This is a genomic window from Chromobacterium phragmitis, assembly GCF_003325475.1.
In the GTDB taxonomy this organism is placed as follows: Bacteria; Pseudomonadota; Gammaproteobacteria; order Burkholderiales; family Chromobacteriaceae; genus Chromobacterium; species Chromobacterium phragmitis.
Genome location: NZ_CP029495.1, coordinates 3,596,601 through 3,613,066, shown reverse-complemented (window position 1 = coordinate 3,613,066; position 16,466 = coordinate 3,596,601). Strand labels below are relative to the sequence as shown.

General features: G+C 61.3%; 12 protein-coding genes and 1 pseudogene. 3 read left to right on the top strand and 10 right to left on the bottom strand.

Annotation, left to right across the window (positions count from 1 at the left end; genetic code table 11):
* Window positions 1-17: 17 nt before the first annotated feature.
* From dinG to DK842_RS17030, 3 genes and pseudogenes are all read left to right on the top strand, one after another.
* Entirely contained in the window at window positions 18-2,141 is a 2,124-nt protein-coding gene (dinG, locus tag DK842_RS17040; RefSeq protein WP_114062524.1) for an ATP-dependent DNA helicase DinG, read from the top strand.
* Window positions 2,142-2,258: 117 nt separating this feature from the next.
* Window positions 2,259-2,546: pseudogene (locus DK842_RS17035) on the top strand (DUF3579 domain-containing protein); the annotation flags it as partial.
* A 204-nt stretch (window positions 2,547-2,750) separates the two neighbouring features.
* Window positions 2,751-3,896: a porin gene (locus DK842_RS17030; RefSeq protein WP_114062522.1), complete on the top strand. Its 1,146-nt coding sequence runs from the start codon at window positions 2,751-2,753 to the stop codon at window positions 3,894-3,896.
* Window positions 3,897-3,961: 65 nt separating this feature from the next.
* Here the strand turns inward: DK842_RS17030 and DK842_RS17025 are convergent, their stop codons facing one another.
* The 10 genes from DK842_RS17025 to DK842_RS16980 form a co-directional block, all read right to left on the bottom strand.
* Window positions 3,962-4,699 carry an endonuclease gene (locus DK842_RS17025; protein WP_232538513.1) on the bottom strand — a complete coding sequence of 246 codons (738 nt, stop codon included), beginning with the start codon at window positions 4,697-4,699 and terminating at the stop codon, window positions 3,962-3,964.
* A gap of 283 nt (window positions 4,700-4,982) precedes the next feature.
* Window positions 4,983-6,986 (bottom strand): M13 family metallopeptidase, encoded by a 2,004-nt coding sequence (locus DK842_RS17020; RefSeq protein ID WP_114062521.1) that lies wholly within the window; start codon window positions 6,984-6,986, stop codon window positions 4,983-4,985.
* 76 nt (window positions 6,987-7,062) lie between these two features.
* Window positions 7,063-7,485: an ExbD/TolR family protein gene (locus tag DK842_RS17015; RefSeq protein WP_114062520.1), complete on the bottom strand. Its 423-nt coding sequence runs from the start codon at window positions 7,483-7,485 to the stop codon at window positions 7,063-7,065.
* A 10-nt stretch (window positions 7,486-7,495) separates the two neighbouring features.
* Window positions 7,496-7,939, bottom strand: coding sequence for an ExbD/TolR family protein (locus DK842_RS17010; protein WP_114062510.1), 444 nt, complete (start codon window positions 7,937-7,939; stop codon window positions 7,496-7,498).
* A gap of 6 nt (window positions 7,940-7,945) precedes the next feature.
* Window positions 7,946-8,692 (bottom strand): MotA/TolQ/ExbB proton channel family protein, encoded by a 747-nt coding sequence (locus DK842_RS17005; RefSeq protein ID WP_114062509.1) that lies wholly within the window; start codon window positions 8,690-8,692, stop codon window positions 7,946-7,948.
* Window positions 8,693-8,728: 36 nt separating this feature from the next.
* Window positions 8,729-9,382 (bottom strand): hypothetical protein, encoded by a 654-nt coding sequence (locus tag DK842_RS17000; protein WP_114062519.1) that lies wholly within the window; start codon window positions 9,380-9,382, stop codon window positions 8,729-8,731.
* Between the two features lie 187 nt (window positions 9,383-9,569).
* The gene (locus DK842_RS24135) at window positions 9,570-12,176 is read right to left on the bottom strand and encodes a TonB-dependent receptor plug domain-containing protein (RefSeq protein ID WP_168191704.1); all 2,607 of its coding nucleotides are present in this window, start codon (window positions 12,174-12,176) and stop codon (window positions 9,570-9,572) included.
* A gap of 535 nt (window positions 12,177-12,711) precedes the next feature.
* Window positions 12,712-14,415: an ABC transporter ATP-binding protein gene (locus tag DK842_RS16990; protein WP_114062518.1), complete on the bottom strand. Its 1,704-nt coding sequence runs from the start codon at window positions 14,413-14,415 to the stop codon at window positions 12,712-12,714.
* A gap of 21 nt (window positions 14,416-14,436) precedes the next feature.
* Window positions 14,437-15,501: an ABC transporter permease gene (locus tag DK842_RS16985; protein WP_114062517.1), complete on the bottom strand. Its 1,065-nt coding sequence runs from the start codon at window positions 15,499-15,501 to the stop codon at window positions 14,437-14,439.
* Between the two features lie 16 nt (window positions 15,502-15,517).
* Window positions 15,518-16,456: an ABC transporter permease gene (locus DK842_RS16980; protein WP_114062516.1), complete on the bottom strand. Its 939-nt coding sequence runs from the start codon at window positions 16,454-16,456 to the stop codon at window positions 15,518-15,520.
* Window positions 16,457-16,466 lie beyond the last annotated feature (10 nt).

The following is a 16,466-nucleotide window of genomic DNA, read 5'->3' as shown; positions in this document are numbered from 1 at the left end:
GCGGTACAATCCCGGCCATGCTGACCGATGCCGAAAAAGACGCAATCCGCGACCATTACCGCGCCATTTCCGACCGCCTGCCGGGCTTTCGCCCGCGCGCCTCGCAACGCCGCATGCTGGCTGAAATCGCCAATGCCTTGTCGCGCGCGCAGGAAAAGGACGGCGACGACTGGCCGGAGCGCGAAGGCGAAAGCATCACGGTGATCGAAGGCCCCACCGGCGTCGGCAAGAGCCTGGCCTATTTGCTGGCTGGCGGCGTGATGGCGCGCGCGCGCGGCAAAAAGCTGGTGGTCACCAGCGCCACCGTGGCGCTGCAGGAACAGCTGGTCAACCGCGACCTGCCCTTCGTGGTGGAAAACAGCGGCCTGCCGCTGACCTTCGCGCTGGCCAAGGGCCGCGGCCGCTATCTCTGCCCATACCGCCTGTACGGCCTCACCGCCCAGCACGCGCAGCAAAGCCTGTTGCAACCGGACCCGATGATGGCGCTGTGGGACCACAAGCCAGAGCAGGCCGAACTGGACGCGCTGAGCGCAATGGCGGATGCCTTCCATTACCGAAAATGGAACGGCGACCGCGACAGTTGGGAAACTGTGGTCGAGGACGGTCTGTGGGCGCGCGTCACCAACGACCGCCACGGCTGTCTGAAAACCGCCTGCCCCAATCGCGTGGAATGTCCGTTCTATCTGGCGCGCGACACCTTGGAAAACGTGGATGTGGTGGTCGCCAACCACGACCTGATGCTGGCCGACGTCTCGATGGGCGGCGGCGTGATCCTGCCCTCGCCCGAGGAAAGCTTCTACTGCATAGACGAGGCCCACCACCTGGCCAAAAAAGCGATCAACCAGTTCGCCGCCGAGCATTCGCTGGGACAGGCGCTGGGCTGGCTGGACAAGGTGGGCGCGGTGGTGGTGCATGCCGAAGCGCACACCGGCAAGGCCGAGCTCGCCAGCAGCGCGATCGACTCCGCCGCCGCCTGCGTGGAAACGCTGACCGAATGGCAATGGCTGCTGGGCAGCGAAGAAGCGCTGGCCGCCAGCAGCGACAATCTCGAGCCATCCTGGCTGATCGAGGACGGCATCCTGCCCGAGCGGCTGAAAGCCTCCACCGCGAATATGGCGATCTCCGCCCGCGCGCTGTCCAAGCAACTGGACGACATGGGCAACGCGCTGTCCGAGGCGCGCAAGGACAAGAGCGGAGACGGGGATCTGGACAAGACCGCCACCGAACTGGGCTTCCTGATCGGCCGCGCCGAACAACTGATGGCGGTATGGGACCTGTTCGATACCGAAACGCCGGAAAACGCGCCGCCCATCGCCAAATGGATCACCCGCCGCGCCGAAGGCAAGGGCGACTATCTGTTCTCCGCCTCTCCAGTCAGCGCCGCCGCCAACCTGGCCGCCACGCTGTGGCGCCGCGCCGCCGGCGCCATCCTGACATCGGCCACGCTGCGCTCGCTCGGCGATTTTGAATTGCTGCTGTCGCAAACCGGCCTGAAATGGCTGCCCAAAGTCAGCTGCATGGCGCTGGAGTCGCCGTTCAATTTCGACGAACAGGGAGAACTCTACCTGCCTCCGCTGCTGGCCAGCCCCAAAGATCCGGGCGGCCATACCCGCGAAATCGTGGAGTGGCTGCCCAAACTGATCGACCTGAAAGAAGCGGTCGGAACGCTGGTGCTGTTCTCTTCGCGCAAGCAAATGCAAGACGTGGCTGCCGGCCTGCCCGCAGATGTTCGCGATCGCCTGCTGATCCAGGGCGACATCCCCAAGCGAACCTTGTTGGACACTCACCATCAACGCCTCAAGGACCAGGAAGCCAGCGTGATTTTCGGCCTGGATTCGTTTTCGGAGGGCCTGGACCTGCCCGGCGAGAGCTGCGTGCACGTGATCATCGCCAAGTTGCCGTTCGCCATGCCGGACGATCCGGTGGGCAAGACGTTGTCGCGCTGGATAGAAAAGCGCGGCGGCAACCCATTCATCGAACTAACGGTGCCGGAAGCGTCGATCAAGCTGGTGCAGGCGGTGGGCCGCCTGATCAGAACCGAACGCGACTACGGCCGGGTAACCATACTGGATAACCGCTTGACGCGACAAAGCTACGGCAAAAAGCTGCTGGCCTCTCTGCCGCCATTCAAGCGCATATGATTTTCAGGTATGATCACGAAACTTTCGCATAAGTAAAAGTCGCCGGCCTACAAAAAACGTCTTAGCACGGACAACAAAACAGGCTACACCAAAAGCAAACACACTGGTTCCACCGCCATGATCTGCAATCCGTACGAAATAGTGATACAGGGCCTCACCTCCGAGGGCCGCACTTTCCGCCCCAGCGACTGGGCCGAGCGCCTGGCCGGCATCCTAGCCTCCTTCGACACCAACCAGAAATTGTCCTACCACGCCTTTGTCCGCCCCATGTTGCTGGAAGGCATTCGCTGCGTGGCCGTGGACAAGAAACTGGAAAAAATCTACCCGCAAATCTTCCAGTTTCTGATGGACTTTGCAAAAGACAATGACCTGAGAGTGGTCGATTGTCGGACACTCATAGACGAAGTCTACCCGAACAAGTTTTCGGCATAACCGCAACAGGCGTAGCGTCGGCGCCACTCTTTTTGCCAGTCTTCGCAACACTCCCGTCATATTCTGTGGCTAAACTAAGACAAAGTCGTGAAGCAACCGTGCCTAACGTTGTCAAAACCGAACATGGTCTCTTCGCTGCTTCATAACAGAACCACAGACTTGACTTGGAGCTTCATCATGCAGAAGAAGAATCTGGCAGCCATCGTTGCATCGCTTTTCATCGTCCCTGTCGCCGCGCACGCCGACGTGACCATTTATGGCTTCTTGAGCGGTGGCATCGAGTCTACCAAGGCCACGGGCAGCGGCACCTCCGAGTACAGTTCCCGTACTCGCGCCGTAGATTACAATTCCCGCATCGGCTTTAAGGGGTGGGAAGACATTGGCGGCGGCACCAAAGCCATCTGGCAAGTAGAAAGCAGCCTGCGCAACTTCGAACAAGGCGGCACCAACGACAAAGCCCAGACTGCCACCTTCGCAACTCGCAACTCCTTCATCGGCATCGACAACGGCGACTTCGGCAAAGTGCTGCTTGGCCAAAACGACTCCGCCTACAAAGTATTCGCAGGTAGCGGCAACAGCGGCCTAGCCACCGACGTCATGATCAACACCACTGCCGACAACTTCGGCGCCAGCTCGGTCAACAGCCGCGGCGAAGCCCGTCTCGCCAACTCCATCCACTACTTCTCCCCCAACTGGGCGGGCTTTAAGTTCGGTGCCTCCTGGGGCGTGGACGAGAGTCGCGCCAATGGCACCGACGCCAAGCGCATTTCTTTAGGCCTGGGTTACACTTTGGGCGGCCTTAATCTGGCCACTGGCTGGGACAAGCAATACGACAAAGGCGTAGCAGCGAACACCACGACCTCGGCAGTCAACTCTGGCACGAATATTTCCTTCTATAGCCTTGGCGCCAGCTACAAATTCGACACTGGCACCTATATCGGCGGCAGCTATGAGTGGGGCTCTTTTGACCAGATCGGCGGCGGCCAACTGAAACAGGATGACTGGCTGATCGCGCTGGGCCAAGACTTCGGCGCAGCCTCCCTCAAACTGGCTTACGGCCAGCTGGGCCGACTGAAAAATGTTGGCGCCGGCATCGATGGGAATGACTTCAAAGCCAAACAATGGATTCTTGGCGGCACCTACAATCTGTCCAAGAACACCCAGTTGCTGGCTTACTACACCAAGATCACCAACAATGCGAAGCAGAACGCCAACTTCGCAAACAACCCCGCTTACGATAGTGGTCTTGGCACCGCAGCAGCCAAGCTGACTGCCGGCAACGATCCGCAAGCCTTCGGTTTCGGCATGAAGGTTTCCTTCTAAGCCAAACACGCCTAGCAAACCAAACGCCACGGCATGCCGTGGCGTTTTCTATTTACCTATGCCTATTAGCCGCAGACCCGATTCAACTCTTCCGGCTGCGACACCAGGAAATTGCCCTCGCCTTGCCATTGAATGATGCGCTTGTTGCGCCGCAGCTCCCACTCATCCACTGGATGTTGCCGCGCCCAGGCGCACATCAGCTGCCGATCCTGCTGGCTCATTCTCAGGCCATAGCGCGCATGCATGTACAAGGTGATCCGCGCCGCTGCGCCTCTCACCTCCTCCCGGGGCTGGAAGCGCTTCGTCTTGAAATCGACGATGGAGCGGCACTGGCCGTATATGGGCCGCGGATGGATCTCCCATGCGCCGTAAGCGAAATTGGCCCTGTCGCCATTGACCTCACCTACCGCAGGCACCAAGTTGTTCAGATCCCCTTCCGCCATCTGAAACAACGGATCCTGATCCCCGCAAGCCTTGCGGCCGCCTTGCTGCCAGCACTGCCGCTGATGGCCCAGCGCCCAGGCTGGCACTACGTGCTCCCATTCGATGCGGCTCGCCCGGGATTCCGATTTGCGCGGCTCATAGCCGCAGGATGCCCAATCCACCGACTTGCCCTGGTAGCGGCAACCGCAATAAAAATCCACTTCCATTCCGGAGTACACCTTCGGCAAAACGCGCTTGGCCGCGGCGAAATCCCGGTGTCCCACTTCTTTGCCCCCGCTGACCAGAGGCTCAGCCTTCACAGCGGAGGGCGCGACTCCGGACGGCTGGGACGAGGTCGACGCCAGTATGGACTCGCCCAACGCCGCCAACTGCTTCACCTCCGAAGAGCGGGCAATTTGATTGATTTGACTAACCTGATGCGCATCGCAAGCTGCGAGCATCGCGACACACATGAATAGGGTGATTTTCTGCATCCGCGAAGTGTATTCACACAAACCAGACGCATCAATACAATTTACCTAATACCCTGCCCCCGCGCATCGCGCCAACCAGCCAGCTTCCACTCAGGAGCGACATGGATAAAAAAACGCGGACCGCATCCATCGCGCGCCCGCGCTTACCCCGTCTCGCCTCTGGCCTCTATCACCAAATGCGAATGCGGCTATCCTCCGGCTTGAACATCCTGTCCCCCGGCTTCACATCGAAAGCCTTCTGAAATGCGTCGCTGTTGGAGGCGGCGCCTATCGCCCGAAACTCGTCCGGCGAATGGGGATCGGACACCAGTCTCGCCAGCAAGGCTTCATCCCGGGTCTTGCTGCGCCATACCTGGGCAAAACCATAGAAGAAGCGCTGATCCCCGTTCATGCCATCGATCACCGGAGCCGGCTTGCCGTCCAAAGACAGCAGATAAGCCTTGTAGGCGATTTGCAGGCCGGAGTTGTCGGCGATGTTCTCGCCCAGCGTCAGCTTGCCGTTGATGTGCTTGCCCGGCAGCGGCTCATACGCATCGTACTGCGCCACCAGCTTGCTGGTCAGTTGACGGAAACGCGCTTTGTCATCGCTCGTCCACCAGTCGCGCAGATTGCCGTCGGCGTCGAACTGGCTGCCCTGGTCGTCGAAGCCATGGCTGATCTCATGGCCTATCACCGCGCCTATGCCTCCGTAATTGACAGCGTCGTCGGCCGCGATATTGAAGAACGGCGGCTGCAGGATGGCCGCGGGGAACACGATCTCGTTTTGGGAAGGGTTGTAATAGGCATTCACCGTCTGCGGCGTCATCCCCCACTCCGTCCGGTCCACCGGCTTGCCCAAATGCGACAGCTGCCATTGGTAATCGAACAGGTTGGCGCGTTTGACATTGCCCACCAGATCATCCGGCTTGACCTCCAGGCCGGAGTAGTCGCGCCAATGATCGGGATAGCCTATTTTCAGCATGTACTTGGACAGCTTGACCTGGGCGGCCTTCTTGGTTTCCGGCCCCATCCAGCTCAAGCCGTCTATGCTCTGGCGGTATGCCTTCATCAGATTGCCAACCAGTTCTTCCATCTTGCGCTTGTTCTCTGGCGGGAAGTACTTGGCCACATACAATTGCCCCAAGGCTTCGCCCGCAGAGGACTCCACCAGTTGCACGCCGCGCTTCCAACGAGGCCGTTGCTCCTTCGCGCCGGACAAAGCCTTGCCATGAAAATCAAACCGCGCCTCGACCAGCGCCTTGTTCAAGTAGGGCGCATAGCCATCCAGCGCATGGGCAACCAGGTAATCCTGCCACGCAAGCAAGGGCTCCTTGCCCAACAGCTTGGCCAACCCCGCCACGTATTCGGGTTGGCTTACGTTGAGCTCCTGCACGCCCCCCATCCTTGCAGCAGACAAAAAGCCATGCCAGTCCAACTTGGGCGCCAGCTTGGCCAGTTGGGCCGGCGTCATCTTGTTGTAGGTTTTCTGCGGGTCGCGATTTTCCACGCGGGTGCGCTGCAGTTGCGCCAGCTTGGTTTCCAGGGCAACCACCCGTTTCGCCCGCTTCTCGGGCTGCGCGTAGCCCGCCAGCCGGAACAGGCGGGTCAGATATGTCTGGTATTCGGCCCTGGCCTTGGAAAAGCGGGCATCTTTGCCCAGATAATAGTCGCGGTCCGGCATCAGCAGGCCGCTCTGGTACAGGTCCGGCAGATACGCGGTAGCGTTGCGGGCGTCTATCCCCACGTACAAGGCTAGCGGCAGCTTGACGTTGCCGGATTGCCAGCCGCCGATCAGCTTCAACAGCTCATTCCGGCTGGACAATATGGTAATCGCCTGCAAATCGCGCTCAATCGGCTGCAAACCCTTTTTGTCCGCCGCCGCCTCATCCATGAAGCTCGCGTACAAGGCGCCGATTTTCCGCGCATTGCCATTCTCTTCCTTGCCCGTAGATGCCTGCTCGATCAGCTCGCGGCTGCGCGCCTCGCTCAGATCGCGCAAATCCTTGAAGGCGCCGCTCCACGATTCGCTGGCGGGAATCTCATGCGTCGCCTGCCACTTGCCGTTCACCGCCAGATAAATATCGTCCTGCGGCCGAACCTTGCCATCGAAGTTGGCCGCATCGATGCCGGATACCCCATGCGCCCACACCTGGCCCGCGTACAACAACGCCAGCGCCATCGCCTTCATTTTCATTGCCACCACTCCATGCGAATACCAAGAAAAGAAAGGCAGCCCAGGCTGCCTTTCCCATCCAATCATCTAGACCATCTTACTGGACAAACTGTTCCGAGCCGACGATGCCCAGCTTCGTCAAACCCAAGCGCTGCGACTCCGCCAGCACCATCGCCACCGGCGCGTACGTCGCGTCCTTGTTCGGCTTGATGTGCAGCTCCGGCTGCGGCTCCGCCTTCCCCGCCGCCGACAGCTTCGCCTCCAGCGCCTCCCGGTTCGCCAAACGCTCCCCATTCCACAACACCCCGTTGTCCGGCGCGATGTCGATCTGCACCACCACCGGCTTCGCCAACGGCTTGGACGGCGTGTTCTGCGGCATGTCCAGCTTCACCGCGTGCGTCTGGATCGGAATCGTGATGATCAGCATGATCAGCATCACCAACATCACGTCGATCAGCGGCGTGGTGTTGATTTCCATCATCAGGTCGTCTTCGCCCGACGACCCCACATTCATCGCCATGTCTCTTCTCCTAGTCTCCGCCCCCGGGCGCCGGCGGCTCCGTGATGAACGCGATCTTCACGATCCCCGCCTGCTGCACCGCCAGCACGATGCGGCCGACCGGCGCGTATTTCGCCGCCGCGTCGCCCCGGATGTGCACTTCCGGCTGCGGATCTTTCTTCGCCACCGCCACCAGCCGGTCCAGCAGCTCCCGCTGGTCTTTCACCGGCGACATGTTCCAGTAGATGCGGCTGTCCGGCCCCACCCCCAGCACCACGTTCTCCGGCTTGGTCTGCGTCGGGATGTTCTGCTCTTTCGGCAGCGTCATCTTCACTGTCTGCGTCACCACCGGCACCGTGATCAGGAAGATGATCAGCAGCACCAGCATCACGTCCACCAGCGGCGTGGTGTTGATCGCCGACAGCACCTGGTCCTCGTCGCCCTTGCCGTGGCCAATTCGCTTGTATCGGGCCATGGCGGCTTACCGGCTCGGGGTGTTCAGCAGGCTGGCGTGCAGCCGGCCGGACACCACCCGCACGTTGTCCAGCACCAGCTTGTTGCGGCGAACCAGCCAGTTGTAGCCCAGCACCGCCGGCACCGCGACGGCCAGGCCGATGGCGGTCATGATCAGCGCTTCGCCCACCGGGCCGGCCACCTTGTCGATGGAGGCCTGCCCGGAGGTGCCGATCTTCACCAGCGCGTGGTAGATGCCCCAGACGGTGCCGAACAGGCCGACGAACGGCGCGGTGGAGCCGACGGTGGCGATCACCGACAGGCCGTTCTGCATGTGGTGGCTGGCGGAGTCCACCGCGTCTTCTATCGCCATCGCCACCCAGGTGTTCAGGTCCACGCGGTTGGCCAGTTCGCCCTTGTGTTCCGCGGCGGCTTCGATGCCGGCTTGCGCCACCGCGCTGTACATGCCTTCGTCGGCCAGCTCGCTGGCGGCTTTCTGCAGCCCGGCGCCGTGGTGGCCCAGCAGTTCTTGCCCCTGCTTGATCAGGCGGCGTTGCTCCAGCAGCTTGACGATGCCGACGTACCAGGTGGAGGCCGACATGATCAGCAGAATGATCAGCGTGCCCTTGGCCACGAAGTCGCCTTGCGACCACAGGGCGTCGATGCCGTACGGGTTGGAGGTGCTGACGGTTTCCGCCGCCAGCGCCGGCAGTGCGGTCAGCAGGCCGGCGGCGCCCAGGACTTGGCCCAGCAGTGCGCGAGTGATCTTGGTCATGGTATTTGCTCCTTTGTGTCTTGAGATGCCCTGGTCTTAGGAGCCAGAGTCGAGTTTGAAGCTGAATTCCTGCGTCAACGATGTGCTGCCGCGGCAGGTATATCCCTGCAGGGCGGCGGAGATCGCCGACTTGAAACTGCTGCGATAGCGCGGCGGAATGCCGCCGTCGAAGCCCACGTTGCTGAATCCGTTGAACTTGCCATCCGCGCCGACGGTGAAGACCACGCTGACGACGCCCTGGACTTCATCTTCCAGCGCCTTGGCCGGGTAGTCGGGAACCGCGCTGCCGCTGCAATTGCCTTTGGCCGAAACCGGGCCTTTCGGCGCTTCCGCCACCGGCGCCGGCGTCGGCGCAGGTTGCGGGGCGGGATCGGAGGTCACTGACTGGATCGCGTTGGCCGACTGGACGACCGGCGGCGGATTCACCACCGGCGGCACGTAGGCCTGCGGCTTCGGCGTCGCCGGCTGCTGCACCACCTTCTCGATCTTCGGCGGCGGCGGTGGGGGCGGCGGCGGCTCGCTGATCACCGATACTTCCACCTTCTGCTGAATCACCTTGACCACCCCCTGGGCCAGGCCCGTCACCAGCGCGTAGATCAGCGCGGCGTGGAACAGAACGACACCCGCCAGGCCGGCGAATCGTCGCCGCGGCGGTGGCCCCCCTGTTCCCTTGGCTGTGATACTTGTCATATGGATTACCCATTCCTTCAATAGAACCGATGAGCTCTCGCATGCCGGTTGCTCCGATCTTGGAAAACTCATCCACCTGTCGCGCCGGCGGGGCGGAGTCTCCGCCCCGCCGAAGCATTCTCAATGCATAAAACATGCACTGTCATGACAGAATGCTATAGCTGTAGGCTAAATACAATAGCCTGAATCAGAGTTTGTATGACGCTTTCAAGAAGTAAGCGCGACCGACCGGATCCGCCAGAATGGGGTCGAATCCTTTTTGGAAGAATTTGTTCTGGTTGCTGAAAGGAGGTTCCTGATCGAACAGGTTCTTCACGCCCGCCGTCACACTGAGCTTTTTCTGCCATTGATAGGTAGACGACAGATTCCAGTTCGAATACGGCTTGACGTTGCTGGTCGCCTTGTAGTCGGTGTAACCGGAAACATAGTTCTGGGCCAGCAGCGCGCTCCAGTTGCCCATCGACCAGTTCAGCCCCAGCGTATGCTTCCAGCGCACCACCGGCTGCAGGCCATTGTTCCATTGGCTCAGGCGCGAATAATAGATGCCGCCGGCCTCCACCTGCTGGACAAACTTGGAGGTATAAGTGCCATCCAGATTGATGGTGAAGTTGCCCAGCCGGCTCTTGGGCAAACGCCAGGAGAAGGAAGCATCCAACCCCGCGGCGCTCAGGTTGCCCAGATTCTCGGTAGGCGTGGAGACATAATCGAGTTTGGAATATGGGTTGTTCGGGTCTACCCGCACGAAGCGGTCGGCATACTTGACCGGGTCATTGAAGATCAGATCATTGTCCAGCACGCCTATCACCTTGTTGATGGTGGTCCACCAGAAGTCGACGCTGGCCGTGATTTCCTTAATCGGTTCGATGACGACGCCGAAAGTGAGCGAGCTGGCGCGCTCCGGTTCCAGATTGCGGTTGCCGCCCTGTTTGGCGAAAAAGGTGGTGCTGCAATCGGTCTTGTCGCCGCCATTGGCCGGCGTGCCGTTCGGGCACAACACCGGATCATTCAGAGTATTGCCATTGGTATAGGTTTTGGCATCCGGCTGGAAGACATCGAACAGCGACGGCGCGCGGAAGCCCCGGCTGGCCGAACCCCGGAACAGCACCTGCGCGGACGGCTGATACTTGAACGCCACCTTGGGATTGAAGGCTTTGCCAAAATCGCTGTACTTGTCATAACGAGCGGCCAATTGCACATCCAGGCCCTTGATGACCGGCACGTCCGCTTCCAGATACAGCGCGGAGATGTTGCGGCTGCCCTTGGTAGACTTGGAGTCGGCGATGCCGGAACCCACCGCGTACTGGGCCAGATCCTGAATCTGGCTATCCAGCTTTTCATGACGCAGCTCGCCGCCGAACGCTGCCGCCAAATTGCCCGCCGGCAATGCGAACAACTCCTTGCTGGCCTTGAAATCCGCCAGCGCCGTCTCGTATTTGGATATCCAGCCATCCCCCTTCAGTTCGACGCTTTCCCACGCGCCGGCGGGCGAATCGCCGAAAGGATTGATCTGATCGTTCAGCAATGCCTGCTCGATCTTGTCGCCGTTCACATAGCCGCTTTGGTAGTTGATCGTCGTTTTATTCGAGGAGTAAGCGGCGCCGGTGCGATAGTCCCAATCTCCGAGCAACCCCTCCAGATTGACGGCCACGCGATGCGTGTCCGATGTGCTCTTGGTGGTTCGCGGGCCAAGAGGATCGCTGCGCAGATTCAGCACCGCCTTGGCGCCCGGCGTCACTGGCGTGCCGTCAGGCAATACAGTGGGGAAATACTTATTGATGCCCGCAGTCAGCGTGGCGATGGACTGCATCGGCGTCGGTCCGATGCGGGTGGTGCTGATGTTGCGCGCGCCCAGATACTGCGCCGTCAGCATGTGATCGCCAAATTGCTTGCTGATTTTGCCATTGGCGGTGAGTTGCTCCACTTCCGGCGTCAGATCCATGAACAGCCAGGTCTTCTCGCCGCAGCTGGTCGCATCCCTAGGCGTGGTGTAGGGCGGCCGGCATCCAGGCATGGAGGCGTTGTAGACATTGCCGTCCCCTGGATTGCCCGCGGACTGGTACAGGAAGTTGGCCGGATAGGCGATGCCGCTCAGCGATTGATTCTTGGTGGCGAAATCGCGATCCACGGTCTTGATCGCCTTGCTTTTCTGGTAAGACAGCACCCCGTAAGCGTTCCAACCATCCTTGGCGAGATCTCCCACGCCGCCCAGCAAGCTGATGTTGGCGGAGTCGCCGCCTTTGTGCTGCGTCGCCAGCACATCGCCGGAGATCGTCAGCCCCTGATAGCTTTTCTTGGTGATGAAGTTCATCACGCCGCCGATGGCATCGCTGCCGTACAAGGCCGACGCGCCGTCCCGCAGCACTTCGATCCGGTCAATGGCCGACAGGGGAATAGCGTTCAGATCAGTGGCGACGCCTGAAATGGCCTGATTGGCCACCCGCCGGCCATCCAGCAACACCAAGGTGTACTGCGGATCAAACCCCCTCAGCCCCGCATAGGAAGCCCCCCCGCTGACCGATTGCACCGACGATGCGCCGACCAGGCTGGACTGGTTGCTAGCCAGCGAGTTGACCACTTGCTCCACCGTGGTGAAACCTTGCTTGGTCATTTCCTCGGTTCGCACTATCGTCACCGGCAGCGCCTTTTCTTGCTTGATGCTGCGCTTGATGTTGGAACCGGTCACCTCCACGCGATCCAGCTCGGTCGATCCCGCGCCATCCGCGGCCCATGCGAAAGGCGCATGGGCGCCCACTCCCGCCATGGCCAATGCCATGACCAACTGCTTCTTTCTCATCACGAAACTCTCCTTTGCTCTTTATCCGTGTCTCGCGCGCCGGTTCTAGGGCCGGCGTGGCGCTTCGCTGGCCATGCCAAAGACATGAAATGACCATGGAATCGAGTGTGGGAAGAGTCCACGCAAACCGTCAACATCAGTAACAATCCGTCACTAAGTACAGATATCGACATTCATCGCCCTGCGGCGGCGCAACTTTTCACCCCGCGCCGCCAAAAAATGACTGATGTATATTTATGAAAACCTATGTCTATCAAAGCCTAGACGCCTATCTCGACAGACGGTTGGAATGCATGGAACAACGCCGTCGCAAAGCTATCTGACAATGTCGTTTTTTTGAAATTATTGTTGCATTTACACAAATTATCGGATCAAACAAACAATAATCAAAATTTGCCTCTTCTAATAAATTGAAAAAATCTCATGTCTGTCATGCAAAATCCTGTCCATCCTTGCTCGCCGAAGCAGAGCCGGAATCCGCATGAAAAAAACCGGCCCTCTCGGGCCGGTTGGTCTCGATACCCCGCCGCGCGCCTCAGGCCGGCGCCAGCGCCGGGCTCCACCCCTGCGGAATCGCCCCCAGCAGCTTCTTGGTGTACCCGTCTTTCGGCTCGCGGTAGATCACGTCCGCATCCGCCTGCTCCACCACCTGCCCCTTGTTCATCACCAGCACCTGGTCCGAGATGTGCTTCACCACCGCCAGATCGTGCGAAATAAACAGATAGGACAGCTTGAATTCGTCCTGCAGGTCCTGCAGCAGGTTCAGCACCTGCGCCTGCACCGACACGTCCAGCGCCGACACCGACTCGTCGCAGATCAGCACTTCCGGCTTCAACGTCAGGCAGCGCGCGATCGCGATCCGCTGCCGCTGGCCGCCGGAGAACTCGTGCGGGTACTTGGCCAGCGCCCCGGCCGGCAGCCCCACCTTGTCCAGCAGATCTTGCGCCAGCCGGCGGCGTTGGCCGGCGTCCTGGCCGATGCCGTGCAGCTGCATCGGCTCGGTCAGGATCTGCTCGACCGTGAAGCGCGGATTCAAGGACGCGTACGGGTTCTGGAAGATGATCTGGATCCGCTTCTTGTAGGCGTGGAACGCCTTGGCGCTCATGCCGATCAGGTCCTGGCCGTGGAACAGCGCGCGGCCCGCCGTCGCCTGGTGCAGCCGCACCAGCGTCAGGCCCACCGTGGTCTTGCCGGAGCCGGACTCGCCGACGATGCCCAGGGTCTTGCCCTTGGCCAGCTGGAACGACACATCCTTCACCGCGTGGAACTGCCGCTTGCCGAACAGCCCTTCGCGGATGTCGAAGCTCTTGCACAGGCCCTGCACGTCCAGCACGATCTCGTCGCCCGCCGCGTAGCCGCGCTCGCGGTGCGGCGGCTCCGCGTACGGCTCCGGCTTCAGGAAGTCGTCGATCACCGCCAGCCGGGCCGGGCGGCGATCCAGGTGCGGGCGGCACGACAGCAGCGCCTTGGTGTAGGCGTCCTGCGGGTTTTCGAAGATCTGCTTCACCGTGCCCTGCTCGCGGATTTCGCCGTGGCGCATCACGATCACTTCGTCGGCGAACTCGCCCACCACGCCCAGGTCGTGGGTGATGAACAGCACCGACATGCCGTGTTTCTTCTGCAGGTCGGCGATCAGCTGCAGGATCTGCTTCTGAATCGTGACATCGAGCGCGGTAGTCGGCTCGTCGGCGATCAGCAGCTTGGGTTCGCAGGCGATGGCGATGGCGATCATCACCCGTTGCTGCTGGCCGCCGGACAGCTCGTGCGGATAAGCCTTCACCCGCTTCTCCGGCTCCGGCAGGCCCACCTCGGCCAGCAGCGCCACCGCGCGCTTCCACGCCGCGGAGCGGCTCAGCCCGCCGTGCAGCGTCAGCGTCTCCACGATCTGCTCGCCCACCGTGAACACCGGGTTCAGCGAGCTCATCGGCTCCTGGAAGATCATCGCGATGTCCTTGCCGCGCAGCCGGCGCAGCTCGGACGCGCTCAACGCCAGCAGGTCGCGGCCGTCGAAACGCAGCTCCGACGCCGGGTCGATCTCGCTCGACTGCGGCGGCAGCAGCTGCATGATGGCCATCGACGTCACCGATTTGCCGGAGCCGGACTCGCCCACCAGCGCCACCGTGCGGTGGGCCGGGATGTCGAAACTGACGCCCTTCAAGGCCTCGAAGCGGCCGCCGTCTTCCTGGCGGAAACGCACCCGCAGGTTGCGGACCGAGAGCAGTTTTTTGTCATCGCTCATATTGATTTCTCCTCATCCCGCTCACTTGGCCGCTGCGCGCGGATCCAGCGCGTCGCGCAGGGCATCCACCAGCAGGCTGAACGCCGTCACCAGCACCGACATGGCGATGGTCACCGCCAGCATCTGCCACCAATAGCCCTGGATCAGCTCGGTCGGCGCTTCGGCCAGCATCGAGCCCAGGCTCACCTCTCGCACGCCGACGCCGAACCCCAGAAAGGACAGGATGGCCTCGTACTTGATCAGCGCCACCGTCAGCAGGGAAAACTGCACCAACAGCAAGTGGGAGATGTTGGGCAGGATGTGGACGAACATCTTGCGTCCGCTGCCGGCGCCGATGGCGTCCGCCGCCTGCACGTACTCGCGGCCTTTCAGCTTCAGATACTCGGCGCGCACCAGCCGGTAGGTGCCGGTCCAACTGGTCAGCGCCATCACCGTGACGATGGTGGTGATGCCGCGGCCGGACACCGCGGCGAAGGACAGCAGCAGCAGCATGTCCGGCACCGAGGTGAATACACTGTAGAACCAGTTGAGGAAGTCGTCTGTCTTGCCGCCGAAATAGCCGGACACCGCGCCCAAGACGCAGCCTATCAGCAGAGAAAACACCGCGCCGAACACGCCGACGAAGATGGACGTGGCGGTGCCCTTCAGCGTTTTCTGGATCACGTCTCGGCCCTGCAGGTCGCCGCCGAACGGCAGCCTCTCCAGCCGCGGCGGCGTGTGGTCGGCGTATTCGCCGACATGCTTCTCCGCTTCGGTCAATTCCTTGCCTATCGGGTCTTCGGCGCGGCTCAACGACACGAGGTCCGATGAAGCGGCCGCAGCCTGCTCCGCCGGCGCCGGCGGCAATACATCGTCCGGCGACTCCTTGACCCAGCTGGGCGGCGCGTATGGTACGCCCACCTCGTCCGCCCAGCGCGCGCCTACCAGATTGAACCAGCCGCCGACGGAAATCAGCAGGTAAACGGCCACGATCCACAAGGAGACGAAACCCACCTTGTTACGCCTCAGCCGTCGCCAACCCAGCCCCCATAGGCCGCGGGAGGGGCTTGCCGGCGCGACGCCGGCATTATTTTGCATAGTCGTCATCTTTGTTCTCCCCCGCTCAGTTCAACTGAACCCGCGGATCGATCCACTTGTAGACCAGGTCGCCCAGCAGGTTGAACACCATGGTGGCGATGGCGATGTAGATGGTGATGGCCTTGATCACCGGGAAGTCGCTCTTGTTGACCGCCTGCACCACCTCGTTGCCCATGCCCGGGATGCCGAAAAAGCTCTCCAGCACCAGCGCGCCCAGCAGCAGGTAGGGCAAGGACATCATCACGCTGGTCACCACCGGGATCAGCGCGTTGCGCAGCACGTGTTTCAACATGATCTGGCGCTCGGACAATCCCTTGGCGCGCGCGGTGCGCACGTAGTCCTGGCCCAACTCCTCGACAAAGAAGCTACGGTAAAAGCGGATGTCCGGACCCAGCGACACCATCAACCCCAGCAACAGCGGCAGCGGCACATAGACGAACAGGTTCACCCAGAACGAATCGCCCCAACCTCGCACCGGGAACCAGCCCAGCTTGAAGCCGAGATAGAACTGGCCGGCGATGATATAGATCAGCGCGCTGATCGACATCGCCACCGTGCAGACGATGGTGACAATGTGATCGGTGAGGCCGCCGCGAAAATAAGCGACCAACGCCGCCAAGGGGATGGCGAGCAGCAAGTCGACCGCCAGCATGGCGCCGGTCAGCGTCAGCGAAGGGCCGATGCGGTTGCCGATGACATCTGACACCGGCTGTTGCGTGGACCAGGACGTGCCGAAATCCAGCGTCAGCACCTGACGGACAAACAACAGAAACTGCTCGGGCAGGCTCTTGTCCAGGCCGAGCTGGGCGCGGATATTGGCCAGCACCTCGGCCGAAAAGTGCTTGCCGGCCAGCACCAGCGACGGGTCGCCGCCCACCAGCGAAAACAGCGTGAAGACCAGCAGCATCACCCCGAATAGCGTCGGGATCATTTGCAGCAGCCGGCGGATGATGAATGCGGACATGTTGGTTCTC